The following is a 15090-nucleotide window of genomic DNA, read 5'->3' on the forward strand; positions in this document are numbered from 1 at the left end:
GAACTCATCGGAGGAACCCGGGATGACCACCCCCCTGACCACCCCCATCAGCCGACGCACCGCCTTCCGCGGCCTCGGCGTCGCCGGCCTGGCCGCGGCCACCGGTCTGCTCGCCACCAAGAAGGCGAATGCCGCGAGCGATCTCGTGGTCGTCGACCAGATCGGGACCGGCCCGTGGGACGACGAGAACTGTGGCCCGACCTCGGCCGTGATCGCGCTGGTCGCTGCAGGCAAGGCACCGGAGCATTACGTCTCCGGGTCGGAGGGCGCTGCCGTGGGCGGCAACGCCACCGCGGTGAAGAACATGCGCGTCTCCAGCGGCCTGTCCCCCGCGGGCGACCCCGCCGCCAAGAGCGTCGACTACTGGGGCGCCTATCTCAAGGACCTCGAGAAGGGGATCCGCGAGCACGACGGCACGGCCACCCACTCCCAGTACGAGGAGGGCGTGGACGCCGCCGCGAGCGGATCGGTCGTGATCCTGCACGTCCATCACGGAAGACTGATCGACGAGGAGGCGGACTACGGCCACTTCGTCGTCGCCCAGGGCAAGGACTCCGACGGCAACATCCTGGTCTCCGACCCGGGGCGAGCGCAGACCATCGGCATCACCGGGTACTCGCGCCAGCATCTGCTGGATGCCCAGCGGGCCGACGCCACGATCGTCAGCTGACCGGCCCGATCATCCACGGACCGAGCTGGCCTCGTCCGCTCGCAGCTCAGGCGGCCGGGCCGTCGGCTCAGCCGGCCGGGCTCACCGCTCAGCCGTCCGGGCCGTCGGCTCAGCCGGCCGGGGTCGTCACCGGGCCGTGGGACCAGCGCCCACCCTCGCGGACGTATCCGGCACGGACATGGTTGCGGTCCGCCCGGGCCTGCAAGAACTCGAACCGCTCCGGCCGCAGCGCATAGACCTGCCATTCGGGGTTCGGCTGCCCGTCAGAGGTCGGGCGGGCGAGCCAATCACGCTGGGAGACGTCCTCGCCGAGCGCGACCACGGTTCCCGCGATCTGCACCTGGCGTCCGCTCTCGCGCCAGAAGAACGTCATCGCGGCCCGCGGATCCTCCCGCACCTGCTGTGCCTTGCGGGAGGTGTTCCGGGTGGAGACGTGGAAGCCGGCCTCGTCGAGGTCCTTGAGGATCAGGGTGCGGCCGACGGGACTGCCGTCGGCCAGGAGGGTCTGGAAGGTCATCGCGTGCGGCTGCCGGGCGCCACTGGCGATCGCATCCTCGAGCCAGGCCAGGAACAGCTCGGTCGGGTCCTCGGGCAGGGCCTCGAGGTCGAGGTCGGGCATCTCCTCGGGGAAGGCGGGCAGGGTGCGCAGTCGCGCGGCGAGATCGCTCATGGGGGTCATCCTGCCTGCAGCCGGTGGCCGCGTCCAGGAGCGGACGAGGGAGCGGGCCCAGGGGATCAGGGGTCGACGAGGCCGGTGCGGTAGGCGATCACGGTGGCCTGGGTACGGTCGCGGGCCCCGAGCTTGCGCAGCACGGCGGCGACGTGGGTGCGCACGGTCTCGACCCCGACCACGAACTGCGCGGCGATCTCCGCGTTGCTCGCGCCACGGGCCACGGCCTCGAGCACCTCCTGCTCGCGCGGCGTGAGCTGCGGGCCCGTGTACGCGGCGGTGCGGGCGCGAGGACGCAGCAGCGAGCGCACCGCGTCGGGGAACAGCAGGCTGTCGCCGTGGGCGATGGTGCGCACGGCCTGGACCATCTCGACGGCGCTCGCGCGCTTCAGCAGGAACCCGGAGGCGCCGGCCAGCAAGGCGTCCCGCACATATCCGTCGTGCTCGAAGGTGGTCACGACCAGAACTTTCGGCGGGTCGGGCAGGCGCAGCACGAGCTCGGTGGCGCGGATCCCGTCGAGGTCGGGCATGCGCACGTCCATGCAGACGACGTCGGGCGCCTCCCCGCGCACAAGGGCGACGGCCTCCGCCCCGTCACCGGCCTCGCCGACCACCTGAAGGTCCGTCTCGGCCGCGAGGATCATGCTCATCCCCTGGCGGACCAGGGGCTCGTCGTCGACCAGCAGGACCCGCACCGGTGCGCGGTCATCGTCCGGGGTCGCAGGGCGATCGCCCTCCGGGGTCTCGGCGGGACTCATCGATCGCTCCTCTCGGGCAGCAGCGGCAGGACGGCGCGGGTCCGCCAGATGCCGGGAGCATCCGCGGGACCGGCGTCCAGGGTCCCACCCCAGAGGTCGAGGCGCTCGCGCAGCCCGGCCAGCCCGCGACCGCCGCCCGTGGTGTGCGCAGAGGCGGGTGCCCGGTGGTTCTCGCACCCGATCACGGTGGCACGCTCCCCCGTCGGTCCGTGCTGTTCGTGCAGGTGAAGGTGCACGGGGCCGGAGCCGCCATGACGGTGAGCGTTGGTGAGCATCTCGGTCACGATCCGCACCAGGTGCTCGTGCTGGGGGACCGGCACACCCCTCGGCAGAGTCAGATCAGCACGCAGATCCATCCCGGCACGGCGGTGATCCTGGAGGATGTGATCCAGACGGGTCTCGAGCGAGGGATCCGCGACAGCCGGACGCCCGGGCGTGCTCGTCGGCCGGGCCTCACCCGGGGCGTCCGCCGGCCCGGCGTCATGGGGCGCGCGCGTCGGCCCCGGCTCGCCGGGCGACCCCGCCCGGTCGGCTCCCTCGTCCCGCAGATCCGCGAGCACCTGATCGAGCTCGGCGAGCGCCTCGCGCGCGGTGGACTCGATCCGTGCGAGGGCCTGAGCGGCCGCGGCGGCGTCCTGGTTGATCACGCGTCCGCCGGCGGCGGCCTGGATGCTCACGATGGTCAGCGCATGGCCGATCCCGTCGTGCAGCTCGCGGGCGATGCGCGTGTGCTCGGCCTCCTGGGCGGCGCGGGCCAGGGCCACGTCGAGCCGGTCGCGCGAGGTGGGGCCCAGCAGCCGCGGGGCCAGGAGGGCCGCGAGCGCACCGACCGGGCCCGCGGCGGTGAGGGCGAGGAGCGTCGTGGCCAGTGCCGCCGCCGCGATACCCAGCCGTCCGATCGCCGAGTCGGCCGTCGGCACCAGGGGGTTCTCCGCGCCGCGGACGGCCTCGATGAGAGTGAGCACCGCGACGGGCATCAGCATGGTCAGGCACGCGGCGACGAGCAGCCCGGCCAGCAGGTGCAGCTGCACCCACACCACATCCTGCAGGCGGTGGAGGAGCCTCGGTCGCTGCGGGACGATGAGCTCCCGGCGCACCCCGAGCATCGAGCGGGCCGCGGTGACCTCGAGCTCGCGCACCCCCGGGACGAGGCCGAGCAGGCCACCGACAAGCACGCTGACCAGCACCCCCGCCGCCAGGGCGCCCAGCGGCAGAGGCACCTCGAGACGGACGAGGCCCACGAGGGCGAGGACGAGCACGACGGTCGTCCCGATCGCCGCGCCCGTCATCAGCCACGCGAACCGCGCGCCGTGCCGTCGGATGTTCACGCCCCCATCCTGGACCGGGAACGGTCCCCGGCACGAGGGTCGATGGTCGAGCGTCGGTGGCCGATGTACCCCCAGACCGCGAGGGCGAGCATCGGTCCCCAGAACCAGCAGGGGAACGCCAGGGCGAAGGCCAGGGCCGCGACCGGCCCGATCGTGGCGGCGCTGAGCACCACCGGCACGGCGGCGAAGCACAGCAGCGCGGCGACGGTGAACCCGGGGATCGCGGCCGTGGCGATCGGGACGGGGCGCCCGCCGACGGCGGGGAACCAGCGCGGGAACGTCTCGCCCCAGGGGCGGATCAGCCCGATGGTCAGGAGCACACCGAGCCAGGCCCCGGTGGACAGCATGAGCCCCCAGACCCGCGTCGTGACGTCCATCTCGGCCGCGCTGCCGCCGAGCACCGGCCAGGGCGTGAGCCAGGTCAGACGGGCCAGCGCGTAGGGCAGCGGTCCGCAGGCCGCGAGCAGGGTGAGCGCCCGACGGTGCCGGCGCGTCCAGTCCCCGACCCGGCCCACAGTCCCGGAGGTGCGCAGCGCGAGCACCACGACCGCCGCCCAGACCGCGCCCTCGACGAGGACGTGGGCCGTGACCAGCAGCTGCGCGGCATCGGCCAGCAGGACGGGCAGGATCGACCCCGCGACATGGCCGACCACCTCGCGGCCGACGACGAGGCCGAGCACGAGAAGCAGCAGGATCCCCGCGCCGACAGCCCGGCGCGCAGGGCCTCCCCCGCGCAGCAGTGCGATGCCGCAGGCGACCACGATGACGGGCACGACCAGGGCCAGGAGGTACCCGGTACCTGCCAGAGTTGTGAAGCTCGCGAATCCCAGTCCGAACAGGAGCACCTGAGCGGCGCCGACGACGGCGACGAGACGCGCGATGCGCCCAGGCACCTCGTGCACGGCGAGGAGGGCGGCACCGGTGGCGACGCCGAGCAGGGCCACCACCATCTGCGCCGCGTACATCGGACCGGGTCCGATCAGCGTCAGCAGCGGCGGCGGGATCGCCATCGCGGTGAGCGCGGAGGTGTCCGGCGCGAGCAGCCAGCGGATGCCGAGCCCGGCGGAGATCAGACTGGAGAGAGTGGCCAGGAGCAGAAGGAGGCGGAGGGGGCGGTATGTCGTATCCATGCCTCGAGCCTCGGCCCCCGGCAGTCGTGCCGCCTCCCCCGAGCGGGTGAACCGTGTCCCCCGGGCGGCGGCACCCAACCCCGATGTCCGAGGCGCGTCCCGGGCGCGCGGGAGGCTCGAGCGCGCAGGAGACTCGAGCGCGCAGCTGGCCCGAGCGCGCAGCTGGCCCGAGCGCGCAGGAGGCTCGAGCGCGCGGGTCGCTCGGGCGCGCAGCTGGCTCGCGACGGGCGGCCTCACCTCGACCGTGCCCGGTCCCGGGATCGAGAACGTCATCTGCGGCGTCTCGCCGACCCGGGAGGCGCCCACAACGACGCTCTCGATCAGAGCGGCATCGGAACCGTCTGCAGAACCACGGCTGGGCCCAGCGCCGGGACCGCCACCGAGCCCACCGCCGTGCCCATCGCCGGAGCCGCCACCGAGGCCACCGCGGTCACTGCCCCAGGAAGATCCCGTTGCCCGGCCCCAGCGGCAGGTCGAAGACGAAGAAGATCGCCAGGATGATCGTCCACACGATCCAGAACGGCACCACGAAGGGCAGCATGCGCGCCATCAGGGTGCCGAAGCCCGCGCCGGGCTCGTACTTCCGCACCATGCCCAGCAGCACGATCATGTAGGGGTTCATCGGGGTGATGACCTGGGTGGCGGAGTCGCCGACGCGGAAGGCGGCCTGGGTGAAGGCCGGTTCGTAGCCGATCAGCGCGAACATCGGCACGAACACGGCGCCCATGATCGCCCACATGCCGGAGCCGGAGATGATGAACAGGTTCAGGCAGCTGGCCAGCAGGATGAACCCGAGGATGGCGGCGAAGCCGTCGAGCCCGGAGGCCTCGAGCCCGGCGGCGCCGGTGACCGCGATCCAGGTGCCGATGCCGGACCAGTTGAACAGGGCGATGAAGTTGCCCAGGATGAACGCCAGCACGACGAAGGGCAGCATCTCCTTGATGGCATCGGACATCATGCGCACCGCGTCGCGGCTGTTGCGCAGGGTGCCGACCACCGCGCCGTAGGCGACGCCGACGACCATGAAGTACGCGACCACGATGAACACGATCGAGCTCAGCAGCGGGGACTTGGGCAGGAAGCCGCCGTCCTCGTTGCGCCACGGCGAGGCGGGCATCAGGAACGCGACCAGGAATGCCGCGGTGAGCACGACGGCGCTGATCACGGCGATCAGCAGGCCCTTGTTCTCGGCCGGGCCGAGCTTGGCGCGCATGTGCTCGGAGTCGGTGGTGTCGGACTCCTCGCCGTCCTCGACCATCTCGTCGCGGCTGATGCCCATGCGGACCAGGCGCGGCTCGACCAGCTTGTCGATGACGAAGCCGGCCACGAAGCCCAGGATGATCGAGCAGACGATGTTGAAGAACCAGTTCGAGACCGGGTTGACGGGGGTGAACTCGTACCCGGGCAGCGCCCCCATCACCGAGGTGGTGATGCCGGCGAACAGGGCGTCCAGCGAGGTGGGGAAGATGTTGGTGGAGTAGCCGGCGCCGGCGGCGGCGAAGCCGCCCAGCAGGCCCGCCATGGGGTGGCGCCCGGCGGCCTTGAACACCAGCGCCGCCAGCGGGGGCACCACCACGAAGGCGGAGTCGGCCATGATCGAGGAGATCACGCCGACGAACCCGACTACGTAGGGCAGGGCCCAGGCCGGCGAGGTGCCGAACAGCTTGCGGATCGCGGCGCCGAGCAGCCCCGAGTGCTGGGCGATGCCGATCGCCAACAGGATCGGCATCACCGTCACCAGCGGTGGGAAGCCGATGTAGTTCTCGCCGAGGTTGGTGGTCAGCCAGGTCATGCCTTCGCCGGTGAACAGGCCCCTGATGACGGTGGGCTCATCCGAGCCCGGCACCGTGACGGACACGTTCCCCCAGGCCATCGCGGTGGAGACGACGCCCGTGATCGCGAAGAGGATCAGGAACAGCATGAAGGGCTCGGGCAGCTTGTTGCCCGCTCTCTCCACCCCGTTCAGGAGCTTGTCGGTGATGCCGGTCGGTGCCGGCTCGGTCGGTGCTGCGCTCATGGGGACTCCAGAGGGGGACGACGCAGTCCGCTCATCAGCGAACGGACCGGGGAACGGGTCAGGGGATGGGGTCGGTGGACAGTCGATCATTCCCGGCGGCGGCCAGCAGAGCGGGCCGGTCGCCCACCGGCCAATGGATCAATAGGTCAGTCGTTCAGTCGTTCAGTCGTTCAGTCGTTCAGTCGTTCAGTCGTTCAGTCGTTCAGTCGAAGAAGCCCGGCACGTCGATCGCACCGCCGGCCTCCTCGAACTCGGTGGCCATGGCGGCGGCCAACTGCGGGTCGTGCAGGGCGTCCAGCACGGTCGCAGCCAGACCGTAGGCCCCGTCGGCCGCGGCGGCGCGGGCGTCGTCGGAGACGGCCCAGGTCGCGAACTCACGGGTGTGCAGGGCGACCTCGGGCGGGGAGATCCGGATGACCGGGTGGATGCCCGGCACCCGGTAGCTGACGTTGCCGAAGTCGGTGGAGGCCGCCAGGATCGGCGAGACGACGCCGAAGGGCAGCGGGTCGCGGCCGCGGCGGCGCTGTGCGAGGACCCAGCGGCCGGTCAGCGCCTCGTTGGTGCGCACCGGCAGCGAGGGCGGGTGCTGGTCCCAGCCCACGGTCACGCCGACCCCGGCCATCAGGGCGGCGCCGCGGGCCACGTCCTCCACGCGCCCCGAGAGGTCCTTGAGGGTCTCGGGACGCTGGGAGCGCACGTACAGGTCGAGCCTGGCGTGGTCGGGGATCACGCTCGCGCGTTCGCCTCCCTCGCGGATCACGGCATGGATGCGGTCCGAGGGCGGGGTCTGCTGCCGCATCAGGCCGATCCCCTGGTACATCAGGTTCGCGGCGTCCAGAGCGTTGCGGCCCATGAACGGCTGCGCGGAGGCGTGGGCGGTGCGGCCGTGGTACTCGACGGTGAGGGTCCGACGGCCCAGCCACATCTGATCGGCCAGGTCATAGCCATAGGGGTGAGCCATCACGGCCGCGTCCAGCCCGTCGAACGCGCCCTCGCGGGCCATGTACTCCTTGCCGGTGTGGCCCTCCTCGGCAGGGGTCCCGAGGAACACGACCCGCCCCGGGACAGCCGACGGGTCGGCCTGCGCGAGCGCAGCCAGGGCGAGGAAGGCGCCCAGTCCCATCACGGCGATGACGTTGTGGCCGCAGCCGTGGCCGATACCGGGCAGCGCGTCGTACTCGGAGAGGATCGCCAGCGTCGGCGCATCCTCCTGCTCGGCACCGGCGCCACGGATCTCGGCGCGGATCGCGGTGTCCAGCCCGTGCACCCCGAGCTGTGCGTCGATGCCGTGGGCGGCGAGGACATCGACGATCGCGCGGGCGGAGCGGTGCTCCTCGAAGGCGACCTCTGGGTGCCTGCCGAGGTCGAGCATGAGCGCGGTCATCTCCGCGGCGTCCTGCTCGACCTGCGACTCGAGGCGATCGTGCAGCGCGGCGTCGGCCCCGGCGAAGGTGGAGCCGGGATGGGAGGCGGTGCGCATGGCGGCCTCCCGCTCCTCGTCGAGCTGGGCGAGATAGGCGGTGGACACCTCGGTGTGCTGCGCCTCCGGCGCCGAATGCTGGGACGTCATGCGGATCACCGTAAGGCACCGGGCGCCTCGTCCGGCTGAGCGTTGCCGCAGTTTTCCCGCGTCGTGACATCGGCCCGGTCACCACGGAGGCTCCGCCCGCCGGATGAGGACGTACGCTCGGGGATCGCCCCCGGGGCCGTTCAGGATCGCTCGTACGCGGATCGGAGCCCCTTGCGCCGCTCGGGGCGTTCCCTGTCTCATGCAGGCATCACTCCGGCTCCCATGCGGGGCCGTCCCCTGTTCCCTCCCCCTTCGGAGAACACCTGCCATGTCCGAGCTCACCGACCTCCTCGAGCCCGCCGCCATCCGTCTCGACGCGCCGGCCACGGACCGCTCCGACGCGATCCGACGCTCCGGCGATCTGCTCGTCGCCACCGGCGCGATCGATGCCGCCTACATCGACGCGATGCTGCGCACCGTCGACGAGCACGGCCCCTACATCGTGATCACCCCGGGCTTCGCGCTCGCCCACGCCCGGCCGGACGAGTCCGTCCACCGCACTGCCCTGTCGTTCCTCCGCCTGGCCGAGCCCGTCGTCTTCGGGCACGAGGCCAACGACCCGGTGCAGCTGGTGATGACCCTGGCCGCCGCCGACGACTCCGCCCATCGGGCCGCGCTCGCCGCCCTGGCAGGAGTGCTGGCCGATCCCGAGCGCCGCCGGGCCCTGGACACCGCGGAGAGCGCGCAGGAGGTGCTCGCGGTCCTGGGAGACGGGGCCACCGAGGCATCCGACGGCCCGGGCGCCTCGCACGGTGCCTCCGTAGCCACCGGGGCCACCGGGGCCACCGGGGCCACCGGGGCCACCGGGGCCACCGGGGCCACCGGGGCCACCGGGGCCACCGACGATCCCAGCACCTCTCCCGGCGACACCGGGCAGGCGACCCCCGCCGCGATCTCGAGCGACCCCGAGGCGATCCCCTCGAAGAACCTCCTGCTGACCGTCTGCGGCAACGGCCTGGGCACCAGCCTGTTCCTGAAGAACACCGCCGAGCAGGTCCTGGACCATTGGGGCTGGTCCTCGTATCTGAGCATCGAGGCGACCGACACCATCTCCGCCAAGGGCAAGGCCAAGGACGCCGACCTCATCCTCACCTCCGGCGCGATCGCCGAGACCCTCGGCGAGGTCGGCGTGCCCGTCGAAGTGATCGAGAACTTCTCCTCGCAGGCGGAGATCGACGCGGCGCTGCGGCGCCGCTACGCGATCTGACGCCGCTGACGCCGCTGCAGCCGCCGCTCCCCTCCGTCCCCCGACCGACCTGTCCCGCATCTCCGCCGGGAAGATCCCCACTGCACGACCGGGCGACCATCCCGCCGGCGACGCCGTCGGCCGTCCCGTCGGCCGCCTCTGCCCCTGACCCGACCCCCACCCCGGAGCCAGACCATGAACGTGCTCGTCTCGATCGCCGAATTCCTCGTCAACGAGTTCCTCAGCGTCCCCGCCTATCTCATCGGCCTGATCACCGCGATCGGCCTGATCGCCATGCGCAAGTCCGCCGGCCAGGTGACCGGCGGCGCCGTCAAGGCCGTCCTCGGCTTCCTGCTGATCGGTGCCGGCGCGACGCTGGTGACGGCCTCCCTCGCCCCGCTGGGCGTGATGATCCAGGGCGCGCTCGGCGCCCAGGGCGTGGTCCCCACCAACGAGGCGATCGCCGGCATCGCCCAGGCGGAGTTCGGCGCGCAGGTGGCGTGGCTGATGATCCTCGGCTTCGTCGTCGCGATCCTGCTGGCCCGCTTCACGCCGCTGCGCTACGTCTTCCTCACCGGTCACCATCTGCTGTTCATGGCCACCCTGATCACCGTGGTGATGGCCTCGGCGGGCATGCCCACCGTCGTCGTGGTGGTCCTGGGCGCCCTGCTGCTGGGCATCCTCATGGTCTCCCTGCCGGCCCTGGCCCAGCCCTGGACCCGGCGCGTCTCCGGCGACGACTCGATCGCGATCGGGCACTTCGGCACCGCCGGCTACATCGCCGCGGGGGCCGTCGGCCGCCTGGTGGACCGCAAGGGCACCAGCCGCTCCACCGAGGACATCAAGGTGCCCGAGTCGCTGCGCTTCCTGCGCGACTCGATGGTCGCCACCGCCCTGTCGATGGTGCTGATGTACCTGGTGGTGGCCGTGGTCTACCTCGCCCGCGCGGGTCGCGCCACCGCTTTCGAGGCCTTCGAGGGCGGCGCGAGCGACGTGGGCAACTACCTCATGCAGTCGGTGACCCAGGGCCTCCAGTTCGGGATCGCCGTGGCCGTGATCCTCTTCGGCGTGCGCACGATCCTCGGCGAGCTGGTCCCCGCCTTCCAGGGCATCGCCGCCAAGGTGGTCCCGGGGGCGATCCCCGCGCTGGACGCCCCGATCGTGTTCCCCTACGCCCAGAACGCCGTGCTGATCGGCTTCCTCTCCAGCTTCGCGGGCGGCCTGGTCGGACTGCTGACCCTCGGCGTGTGGCTGGGCCCCGTGTTCGGTCTGGCGCTGATCCTGCCGGGGCTGGTCCCCCACTTCTTCACCGGCGGTGCGGCCGGGGTCTACGGCAACGCCACCGGTGGCAGGCGCGGTGCGGTCGCCGGCGGCTTCGTCAACGGCCTGCTGGTCACCTTCCTGCCCGCACTGCTGCTGAAGGTGCTGGGCACCTTCGGCTCGGCCAACACCACCTTCGGGGACACCGACTTCGGCTGGTTCGGCATCCTGATCGGCTACTCGGCGCGCGCCGGCGTGCTGCCGGGCATCGTGCTGCTGGTGGTCATCGGTGCCGTGATCCTGGGCGGCGCGATCCTCATGCAGCGCCGCGTGGTCGACGCCGGCTGGGATCCCGCCCCGGCCCGGGCACAGGCCGCCGGCGGCGCCACGGCCGCGGTCGACGCCCACCACGAGGACGGCGGAACGGGCGGCACCGCCGACCCGTCGGCCCACCCCCGGGTGGCCCCGCCGGTCGGCGCCCCCGCGCCCCCGCCGCCGCTGCGCGACTGAGCCGGCCCGTCCCGGACGCGGGCACGGAAGCGAGCGCGGCCCTCGGCACGGCGCCTCCGCCGCGCGTCCGGACCCGGCCCGCGCCGCGCGACGGACCCGGCCTGACGAATCCGCCGGGCCGCTCCCGGACTCAGCGATGATGTCGCCCCGCCCGTCGGACGCGTATCATCAATCGGCACAGTGCATGGAGGCACACCCCGCCGCCGTCGCACGTCCCGGCCGTCGCACGGATGCGAGACCCGCGACCCGTGCGCCGCCCGAGCCCCTGTCGGCCCTTCCCCGTCCTGACCCATCCGGCGCCGCCCGCACGGCGCCCTCCCCCGGAGGCGAACAGTGACCGCATCCACCCCTTCCCCGACCACCGCGGGCAAGCGCGCAGACCGCGGGGCCTTCTCCGGCCGGACCGCATTCATCTTCGCGGCGATCGGCTCGGCCGTCGGCCTCGGCAACATCTGGCGCTTCCCGGCCGTGGCCTACGAGAACGGCGGCGGCGCGTTCATCCTGCCGTACCTCGTCGCCCTGCTGACCGCCGGCATCCCGCTGCTGTTCCTCGACTACGCGATCGGCCACCGCTGGCGCGGCTCGGCGCCGGCCGCCTGGCGCCGCTTCAGGCGCTGGACCGAGTTCATCGGCTGGTGGCAGGTGCTGATCGCCCTGATCATCGCCCTGTACTACGCGCTGATCCTGGCCTGGGCGACGAACTACACGATCTTCTCGTTCGACCAGCGCTGGGGCGATGACGCCGCCGGGTTCTTCAACGAGTACACGCAGGCCCTCGGCGGGGCCGACGCCACGATCTCCTTCGACGTGGTCCCGGCCGTGCTGATCTCCATGATCGTGGTCTGGCTGGCCGTCATCGTGGTGATGGCCCTCGGCGTCCAGAGGGGCATCGCGGCAGCCTCGGTCGTGTTCATCCCGCTGCTGGTGATCATGTTCGTGATCCTGGTGGTGCGCTCGCTGTTCCTGCCCGGCGCGATCGACGGCCTCGAAGCGCTCTTCCAGCCCAACTGGGCGGCGCTGACGGATCCGGCGGTGTGGATCGCGGCCTACGGTCAGATCTTCTTCTCGCTGTCGGTGGCCTTCGGCATCATGCTCACCTACTCCTCCTACCTGAAGAAGAAGACGGACCTGACCGGTTCCGGCCTGGTCGTCGGCTTCGCGAACTCCAGCTTCGAGATCCTCTGCGGCATCGGCGTGTTCTCCGCGCTGGGCTTCATGGCCCAGGCGCAGGGCGTGGCGATCGACGAGGTCGTCACCGACGGCGTCGGCCTGGCTTTCATCGCCTTCCCCACGATCATCAGCGAGGCTCCTGCCGGCGCCGTGATCGGCGTGCTGTTCTTCGGCTCCCTGGTGCTGGCCGGCTTCACCTCGCTGATCTCCATCGTCGAGGTGGTCATCGCCGCGATCCAGGACAAGTTCGGCCTGGCCCGGATCCCCGCGACTCTCGGGGTCTGCATCCCGCTGGCCGTGGTCTCCACCGTGCTGTTCTCCACCACCTCGGGCCTGCCGCTGCTGGACGTGCTGGACAAGTGGGCCAACGAGTACGGCATCGTCGCGGCCGCCCTGGTCTCCACGATCGTGGTCACCTACGCGGTGCGGGGACTGCCCACGCTGCGCGATCACCTCAACCTCAAGGGCACCTTCCCGATCGGGCGCTGGTGGCTGGTGTGCGTCGGCGCCATCGCGCCGATCGTGCTCGGCGTCTCGCTGGCCTTCGGCACCCGGGATCTGCTCATGGAACCGGGCAACTACGAGGGCTACCCCGGCTGGTTCGTGCTGCTGTTCGGCTGGCTGATGGCGATCGGCCTGGTGGTCGTCGCCATCGGGCTCTCCCTGATCCCGTGGCCCGCCAGGTCGAATCTGTACAAGGACGACTCCGACGGCGATCCGATCGCCCCCGAGGCCGTGGCCGGCAAGGGCCTGGTCACCACCCCGGAGGCGTCCACCCCGCACGAGCTGCGCTCGTCCGAATGATGCGGGAGGGGCGACCGTACGCGCTGCTCGGCCCGGCCGTCGCCCCTCCCCCGTCATCTCCCCCATCGACACCCTTCCGTCAGGAGTGACCATGTCCTTCGCTTCCATCGTCATGATGATCGTCGCGATCGTGACCGTCTGGGGCGGCCTCGTCGCCGCCGTCGTCAACCTCGTCCGCCATCCCGAGAAGGACGACTGACCGCGGGCCGCGCGACCCCGTCGGTCGCCCTGGCCCGGCCGCACCCCCTGCAGGCCGCTCTCGTAACCCCCGGCGTCCGCACCCCCGCAGGCCGCCCTCGTAACCCCCGGCGTCCGCACCCCCGCAGTCCGCCCTCGTAACCCCCGGCGTCCGCACTCCCTGCAGGCCGCTCTCGTATCCACTGGCGTCCGCACCCCCGCAGGCCGCCCTCGTAACCCCCGGCGTCCGCACCCCCGCAGGCCGCCCTCGTAACCCCCGGCGTCCGCACCCCCGCAGGCCGCCCTCGTAACCCCCGGCGTCCGCACCCCCGCAGTCCGCCCTCGTAACCCCCGGCGTCCGCACTCCCTGCAGGCCGCTCTCGTATCCACTGGCGTCCGCACCCCCGCAGGCCGCCCTCGTAACCCCCGGCGTCCGCACCCCCGCAGGCCGCCCTCGTAACCCCCGGCGTCCGCACCCCCGCAGGCCGCCCTCGTAACCCCCGGCGTCCGCACCCCCGCAGTCCGCCCTCGTAACCCCCGGCGTCCGCACTCCCTGCAGGCCGCTCTCGTATCCACTGGCGTCATACGAGCACGCAACGCCCTCTGAGCGGCTCGCTGCTCGCATACCGCCCGTGGATGCGCCCCTGCCCGGTGAACACCACCGCGGACCACACATTCCGGAGTCGCCGCCGGCTCACCCGCTGCCGGGGCAGGCCTCATGGCGTCACATTCTTGGCGACGAGGAGACACAGCCCCTAGATTCGCTTCTGTCACTCAAAAGCATCTTGGGGACCGAGGAGTACCGAGCCGTTCCCGTCGAGGAGGAAACTCCATGTCGTCAGACCCCACGACCACCGCCAACGGCACCGCGAGCGCCGACGGCGTCCTGGACCGCGAGACCTTCGCCGCGCTCTTTCGCCGTCACCCCGCCGGCGTCGCCGTCGTCTCGCTGACCGACGGGACCGAGCCCCTCGGGTTCACGGCCACCTCCGTGATCTCCGTGTCGGCGCAGCCCGCCGTGCTCGCGTTCACCATCAACGACACCTCGTCGTCATGGCCGGCGCTGAGCCGGGCCGAGACCGTGACGGTGAACCTGCTGGCCGCGGACCAGCGCCAGGTGTCCACGATCTTCGCGACCTCCGGGATCGACCGGTTCGCGCAGGTCGCGTGGCATCAGCTGCCCACCGGCGAGCCCGTTCTGGACGGCACCGCCGGTTGGATCAGCGGGAGGATCCTGGAGCGGGTGCCCGCCGGCGGCAGCCACGTCGTCCTCGTCGCCGCGGACCGGGCCGAGATCGCCAACGAGGAGCCGCTGGTGTATCGCAACCGCAGCTACCATCAGCTCCTCGAGTACGAGATCTGATCCAGGAAGACACCCGGATCGATCGTCCCGGCCCGGCCCGCCCCGAGTGCAGGATGCCGAACACCGATCTGCGGCTGGCCCCGCTGGACGAGCCGGAACCATGAACCGCGGTGAGTGTGACCTGTGCCAGCTCGGTTCGCACCACCCCGGGGCGTCGGGTACGCTGATGCCTGCTCTTACGAGCGCTGGAGGATTCGCCTAGCGGCCTATGGCGCACGCCTGGAACGCGTGTTGGGTTAACGCCCTCGGGGGTTCAAATCCCCCATCCTCCGCCGACGGAAATGCCCTCTCACCTGCAGGTTCACCTGTGAGTGAAGGGGCATTCCGCATGCCCGGAACGTCGCGACTGCGGGAGTGATCGACAGTCCCTCCGCCGAGCGGCTTCCCGCCGGACGGGGCGTCGCCGGACCGGGCGTCGCCAGACCGGGCGTCGCCGGACGGGGCGTCGCCGGGCAGGCGTCTCCGGCCAGGCGCGCG

General features: G+C 72.0%; 12 protein-coding genes and 1 tRNA gene. 7 read left to right on the plus strand and 6 right to left on the minus strand.

What is annotated here, in order from left to right; genetic code table 11:
- Positions 1 to 22 precede the first annotated feature (22 nt).
- Positions 23 to 670 (plus strand): cysteine peptidase family C39 domain-containing protein, encoded by a 648-nt coding sequence (locus JOF44_RS10320; RefSeq protein ID WP_209890619.1) that lies wholly within the window; start codon positions 23 to 25, stop codon positions 668 to 670.
- 109 nt (positions 671 to 779) lie between these two features.
- On the opposite strand, the gene JOF44_RS10325 is transcribed toward JOF44_RS10320, so the two are convergent.
- The 6 genes from JOF44_RS10325 to JOF44_RS10350 all read right to left on the minus strand — a co-directional run bounded on the left by JOF44_RS10325 (position 780) and on the right by JOF44_RS10350 (position 8143).
- Entirely contained in the window at positions 780 to 1340 is a 561-nt protein-coding gene (locus JOF44_RS10325) for a pyridoxine/pyridoxamine 5'-phosphate oxidase (protein ID WP_209890621.1), read from the minus strand.
- A gap of 65 nt (positions 1341 to 1405) precedes the next feature.
- Complete coding sequence (locus JOF44_RS10330; protein WP_209890624.1) at positions 1406 to 2098, minus strand: response regulator transcription factor; 693 nt, start codon at positions 2096 to 2098, stop codon at positions 1406 to 1408.
- A complete protein-coding gene (locus JOF44_RS10335) occupies positions 2095 to 3426 on the minus strand; it encodes a sensor histidine kinase (protein ID WP_209890627.1) in 1332 nt (443 codons plus the stop codon). The genes JOF44_RS10330 and JOF44_RS10335 overlap by 4 nt, the downstream gene beginning before the upstream one ends.
- Entirely contained in the window at positions 3423 to 4556 is a 1134-nt protein-coding gene (locus tag JOF44_RS10340) for a hypothetical protein (RefSeq protein ID WP_209890630.1), read from the minus strand. Before JOF44_RS10340 ends, JOF44_RS10335 begins: the two co-directional genes overlap by 4 nt.
- 430 nt (positions 4557 to 4986) lie before the next feature.
- Positions 4987 to 6573, minus strand: a complete 1587-nt coding sequence (locus JOF44_RS10345; RefSeq protein ID WP_209890633.1) for an AbgT family transporter — start codon at positions 6571 to 6573, stop codon at positions 4987 to 4989.
- A gap of 202 nt (positions 6574 to 6775) precedes the next feature.
- Positions 6776 to 8143, minus strand: coding sequence for an amidohydrolase (locus JOF44_RS10350; RefSeq protein ID WP_209890636.1), 1368 nt, complete (start codon positions 8141 to 8143; stop codon positions 6776 to 6778).
- 268 nt (positions 8144 to 8411) lie between these two features.
- On the opposite strand from JOF44_RS10350, the gene JOF44_RS10355 reads away from it, so the two are divergent.
- The 6 genes from JOF44_RS10355 (at position 8412) to JOF44_RS10380 (ending at position 14885) form a co-directional block, all read left to right on the plus strand.
- Positions 8412 to 9350, plus strand: coding sequence for a PTS sugar transporter subunit IIA (locus JOF44_RS10355; RefSeq protein WP_209890639.1), 939 nt, complete (start codon positions 8412 to 8414; stop codon positions 9348 to 9350).
- 174 nt (positions 9351 to 9524) lie between these two features.
- On the plus strand, positions 9525 to 11099 hold the full coding sequence (locus JOF44_RS10360; RefSeq protein WP_209890642.1) for a PTS ascorbate transporter subunit IIC: 1575 nt from the start codon (positions 9525 to 9527) through the stop codon (positions 11097 to 11099).
- Positions 11100 to 11432: 333 nt separating this feature from the next.
- Positions 11433 to 13073, plus strand: coding sequence for a sodium-dependent transporter (locus JOF44_RS10365; RefSeq protein WP_209890645.1), 1641 nt, complete (start codon positions 11433 to 11435; stop codon positions 13071 to 13073).
- 91 nt (positions 13074 to 13164) lie between these two features.
- Positions 13165 to 13272, plus strand: coding sequence for a methionine/alanine import family NSS transporter small subunit (locus tag JOF44_RS10370; protein WP_209890647.1), 108 nt, complete (start codon positions 13165 to 13167; stop codon positions 13270 to 13272).
- Between the two features lie 810 nt (positions 13273 to 14082).
- Positions 14083 to 14613, plus strand: coding sequence for a flavin reductase family protein (locus tag JOF44_RS10375; RefSeq protein WP_209890650.1), 531 nt, complete (start codon positions 14083 to 14085; stop codon positions 14611 to 14613).
- 187 nt (positions 14614 to 14800) lie between these two features.
- Positions 14801 to 14885 (plus strand) — tRNA-Ser (locus JOF44_RS10380).
- The last annotated feature ends 205 nt before the right edge of the window (positions 14886 to 15090 follow it).

The organism is Brachybacterium fresconis, assembly GCF_017876515.1.
GTDB lineage: Bacteria > Actinomycetota > Actinomycetes > Actinomycetales > Dermabacteraceae > Brachybacterium > Brachybacterium fresconis.